Source organism: Acrocarpospora catenulata (genome assembly GCF_018476525.1).
GTDB lineage: Bacteria > Actinomycetota > Actinomycetes > Streptosporangiales > Streptosporangiaceae > Acrocarpospora > Acrocarpospora catenulata.
The window spans coordinates 1-5,013 of sequence record NZ_JAHCST010000128.1 but is presented as its reverse complement, the minus strand read 5'-3'; the positions used below and the strand labels follow the sequence as shown (position 1 = coordinate 5,013).

Here is a 5,013-nt window from a genome sequence, read left to right as displayed (position 1 = left end):
CGCCCCCTCCATTACCGTTAGGCCCCACCCACCCAACCCCTGGACCCCTCCGGGTCCGGACCCGGCTCCGCCGGGAGGGCCGGCTGCCGCCCGGCACACGAAAGGGCCTTCCCCCGAGGTGTGGACACCATGAGTGCCGGGGGGACTTCCACCCGCCTTGTTCGATCTTCGGTCGCAGAGCCGGCTCCATTGGGGCCATCGGCTTCCGCCCCCGGCGCGCAAGGATCGACACGCGGCTCCGTCTGCCCGGCGGGGGCGGGTCCGACCGAAGGTGGAAAGGGTGGGTGGTGGAGCTAAGCCATCGGGGGATATAGGCCCTGACCTGCGGAAACGTCTCTACGCAGCGGCCTTTACGGGGATTTGGCCCGTGTGTGGCCCGTTCTTTGCGGGCTTGTCTTCGCTGGTCACAGAGCCGAGCGCAGCGGCATCAAAGGCCGCCTCAATCTTAGCGTTCACGGCGTCCTCATCGGACTCGATCCAGTGGGCATACACCGCGAACAGGACCTTGACCGTGTGCCCCATGCGCTTAGCGACCTCCAGCGGGTTGACACCCGCCGACAGTTGCATGGTGGCGTTGGTGTGCCGCAGGTCGTACGGCCGACGCGCGACCTGAGAGGCGAACTCAGCAGCGGGGAAGGCCGCCTTACGAGCCTGCCGCCAGATGGCGTTGTAGACGCCCTTGTCGATCCGGGCACGGTCTTCGCCGTCCCAGAACAGCCGCCCGTCATCCGCCGTGCCGTGCGTGGTGATGTGCTCGCGGAGGATGGCGACCAGGGCCGGAGGGATGGGCACGATCCGGACCGCCTTACGGCCCCGGTGCTTGAGCCCCCGCTGTTCGTGGCTTTCCCCGGTTCCGGTCCACAGCTGGCCCACGTCGGGCGAGGACCCGCACAGGGTGAGCCGCCCCCATCCGGTCTTGGGCAGGTGGCAGTCCATCTCCCGCAGGGCGATGACCTCGGCCGGACGGCACCCCGCGTAGTACATGACCGCGAAGAAGGCCCGCAGACGCGGACCCCTCAGCCGGGCTAGCGGACCCTTAAGCGACAGGCAGGCATCCAGCAGCCGCGTCACCTGGTCACCGCTGGGGATGATCACGGGGGAGATCTCGTCATCACTGATCTGCCGTTTCTTGCTCTTGATCGCCGGAAGGGGATTGGTGTGCACCAGCTTCTTGGACACCGCCAGCTCGACGGCCCGGTGCAGCGCAGCGCGCCGATGCCGGACCACGGCCGCAGAGGCAGGCGTGCCGTTCTGAAGTCGGGCGATGCCGTCCAGCACCGCGCGTAAGGTCTGGTCGTCGGCCAGGCAGGAGACCGGCCGCGTGAACGCCTTGAGCCAGGCCAGCGCCGCCCCGATCGAGTCCGGCACCGCTTCCCGCTCGATGCGGCCGGGAACGAACGCCCAGTTCATCAGCGCCGCTCTCAGATCCTTGTCACAGGGCCGGTTACGCCGCGCCTTGAGAGAGGTCTCCAACATCAACATGGTGATGTCGGTCAGGTCCCGGGCGATGCCCCGCCGGGTGTTCGCCGAGGCTTCATCCCAGCCACGGGCCGCCAGCTCGACGACGTGATCGAACCACAGCGCTTGAGCCCGCCCCCAGGAGACCGGTTCGCCCGTCGCAGGGTCCCACTCTTCCCCGATGACCCGTGCGGCAGCGGTGAGCTTGCCCTGATGGCCCTGGGCGAGCGCCTTAGTCAGGAATGACCGGCTGTGCTCTCGCTCGTTGACGACCCACCGCAGTTCCCAGGGCTTCCTACGGCCCTCCCGCTTGCGAATCTTCCAGAACTGAATGTCGAGCGTGTTTCCCATGTGCCGTCCCCTTTCTAGTCGAGTTCCTGCTCTGCTAACCATTTTACCCATTCTTTGCGGGAAATACGCCTATCTCCGTTGGGAATTCGCAGCGATTTCGGGCCTTTTCCGATCGCGAGCCACCTATAGAAAGTGGATCTAGGAACCCGCAGGATACGGCAGCAATCAGCCACCATCAGGAAATCATCATCCACGTCACTACGCGCCATTCCCGCCCCCCTTCAGAAATGCGCCCACGGGCCAGTCACGGGCCAGCCACGGGCCACCGGGAATAGCCACCGAATTACCCGGCACCGCCATTACCGCGAAAGGGATCCAACCCGGGCACCGCGTGCAGTGACCGCGCCAACCCGACCGCCGACGCTGGCACACGCCCCCCTGCAACCCCCCGTAACCGAACAGTGACCCCGGTTGCGGACTCCCGGACCCGCCCGCCCGCCCAAGTGCCAGTACGTAAAGGAGCCTTCGGCACGCTCTGTTGAAGGCGACGCTTACCCGCTCCCCACACGCGCCGACCCGCAACCCCGCCAGCAACCGCCGACCTGTCTGAGGTGCGGTACCCAGCGCAGGCATCGGAGCCCAAGTTCGTCGGCACGGCCCTTTCCTGCTCTGACCACTCACGGCGACCCCTCCACCGCCGCCGCTTGATGCCGTTCGGTCTCCGCCCGTCTTCGGATGCGTTCGGCAACCAACCGCAACAGCCGCACCGCCACCGGTTCCAGACCCGGATCAGACGCACTCACCCGCCGCCACACGAACCGGCCCGGCTCCCGCTCCTCCTGACCCGGGTCCAACCCCAGCGCCGCCAGCGCCCACGCCCTCCGGTCGGCCTTGTGCCCGGCAAGGGTCTTGCCCGACCACTTCCGCGACACCAACACCCGCCGCCCGCCATAACCCAAGTGGTCGGGCTTGTGCGCCTTCTTCCGGCACCAGCCAGGACGCAACCCCGCCTTACAGCCCTTGGGCTGCACCCCGTACCGCAGCCAGTTGGCGCACTCGGGTGAACAGGGCTCCCAGCGGACCGCCTCCACCAACCGCGCCACATGATCCGCGTTCGCCGATCCGGGCGGAGCGTCCCAGCCCTCACCGAGCGACTTGCTCAGATACTTGGACAGGTACTTGATCCGCTGGTCGGCATCCGGGGTCCCGCCTAGCACGCCCTGCATGTCGAGCTGAGTACCGAACCTCAGAACATGCAGCGGTTCGGCCTCAGCGCTGGCCGCCAACCGGTCCAGCGCTTCATCCCAGGTGGGAAGCACTTCACCCGTGACAGGGTCCGCATACCCGGCCCCGTCCTGCCAGACCGGAACGTGCTCCCCGTCGAACCGGACCACGTCCACCGCAGGCCACCACACCTGGTGATAGGTGGCCGCCACCACCCGCCGCAGCTCAGCCCTGGGCAGGGTGCCCCGGATCGCCATGTGCAAGTGCGGAGCCCGCCGCTTCTGCGGTTCCACCACCGCGAAGTACTGCACGTCAAACCCCGCCACACGGCGAAGGTTCTGCACGAAGCGATCCACCAGCTTGGAGAAGTGAAGAGCGTCCCGAGCCGCCGCCGCGTAGTCGTACCGCTCCGGATCAACCGGAACCCCGTCCCTCACCTTGCCGTAGGACGGCAACGTGAGCGTGAGGAACATCGACGGCCGGAACGTCCGACCCTCCCGCCCGGCAAAGGTACGTCCCAACGTCGAGTCCCGCACCTCACGCTTAGGCAGATCCGGCACATCCTGACGACGCCGCGTAGACCGCACCCGACGCGACCCCGCCCCATCAGCCGACCCCTCACCCGCCGACTCACCATCCGACGACCCCGCCTCACCCGCACCCCGCCCGCCAGGTTCGGCCGCCGCGATCTCCGCATCCAGTTCGGCAATCGCCGCATCCAGATCCGCCGTGTCCTCACCGGCCGCCGCAGCCTCATCCCGCCAGCCCACCGCCTGAACCCGCAGATCAGCCAGATACCGCCGATACTCCCCGGCAGACATGAAGTCCCCGGAGACCGGCTCTTGCTCCAGGTGCCAGCCTTCCCGGCATTGAGCCCGCCGAAGGTCGCGCACCCGCCGCGCGCACGGCGGACACCAGCTCTCCCGCCAGTTCCCGCACGGCAGGTCGATCACTTCCACGGCACCGGTCACCACATCCTGACGACGCATCGGCACCGGCCGGATACACACCCCATGCTCGACCGCCAGCCGTTCGGCAACCGCCGGATCCAACACGGTCGGCACGAACACCACCGACGCATCCGGCCGGGCCGAGACCACGCCCGCGACTTCCTGTCCGGGTAACTCGCGCAGCACAACAACTCTCCTGATGGCTGAAAAGGCTTTGATGACCAGCTGGCGAATCCGGCCGAAACCCGAGCGCGCACACCAGCGCGCACGCGCGGACCACGACACCACCCAGGGGAGAGTGAGTGAGAGTAGGAACCGCCAGCAGAAACCGCTGAGAACGAATCCCGGACCGACCGGCCGGGCCTGGAAAGGGCTAACAGCCGCGCCTACGCGGCATCACCCGAAGAACGCATCCGCGCAGGTAGACCGGCAGCGGGACGCCACATTGCATCACTCCTCATGTCGGCTGGATTGTTTCCAATGAAACGAATGACGGTCAGGAATAGTTCCCTGTCCACATGCGGAAACAAGGATTATTGACTTCATCTGACTGTCATTGTTTTTGACGCTGGAAACATCCGCTCCGATACCCAAAGCGATACTCAGAACCGCGCTATACCTACTCAAGACGTAACCGAGGGCTCCAACGGACCGGACTCATAACCAACCGGCATAACCAAAGCCCAGCCAGCACCCCGACACCCCAGCACCCAATTGCCGAACACGGAAGGGGAAGGACAGCAGGGCAAGGGAAGGCGAGGGAGAGCGAGGAAGCCGGGGCGAACCCTACGCCCCCCGACCACCCGGGCAGGAGCGCACGCCACGGACCGGACATGGCTCCGGGGCTCCGCCCCTAAGACACCAAAGAACGCCCGGACCTCGCAGTGCACCCCTACCTACGGCCGTTCGGGGGAACACTCCGGGCACCGCAACCCCGGCAACTTGACCGGTCTCCTGATAGCCGGTCGGGCGATCTGCCGAATTGTTCTTATATGAGTCAAGGTGCGCCGTGCGGCGCACCGGTTCGCGAGGAGGTGAAAGACCTTCTCCCCCAAACTGTCGCAGCAGGGCGGGGAAGCTGAGGGCAGCC

General features: G+C 66.7%; 3 protein-coding genes. All 3 read right to left on the bottom strand.

Annotated features, from left to right (window positions below; translation table 11 throughout):
* Window positions 1-336: 336 nt before the first annotated feature.
* Window positions 337-1,809 (bottom strand): tyrosine-type recombinase/integrase, encoded by a 1,473-nt coding sequence (locus KIP79_RS45855; RefSeq protein ID WP_214111373.1) that lies wholly within the window; start codon window positions 1,807-1,809, stop codon window positions 337-339.
* 14 nt (window positions 1,810-1,823) lie between these two features.
* Window positions 1,824-1,985, bottom strand: a complete 162-nt coding sequence (locus tag KIP79_RS49955; RefSeq protein ID WP_214111375.1) for a helix-turn-helix transcriptional regulator — start codon at window positions 1,983-1,985, stop codon at window positions 1,824-1,826.
* Window positions 1,986-2,426: 441 nt separating this feature from the next.
* Window positions 2,427-4,211, bottom strand: coding sequence for a replication initiator (locus KIP79_RS45845; RefSeq protein ID WP_372453764.1), 1,785 nt, complete (start codon window positions 4,209-4,211; stop codon window positions 2,427-2,429).
* Between the last annotated feature and the right edge of the window lie 802 nt (window positions 4,212-5,013).

Excerpts from the sequence above, each read along its gene's own strand:
- KIP79_RS45855 (WP_214111373.1), bottom strand. The coding sequence starts at position 1,809 with ATGGGAAACACGCTCGACATTCAGTTCTGGAAGATTCGCAAGCGGGAG.
- KIP79_RS49955 (WP_214111375.1), bottom strand. The coding sequence starts at position 1,985 with ATGGTGGCTGATTGCTGCCGTATCCTGCGGGTTCCTAGATCCACTTTC.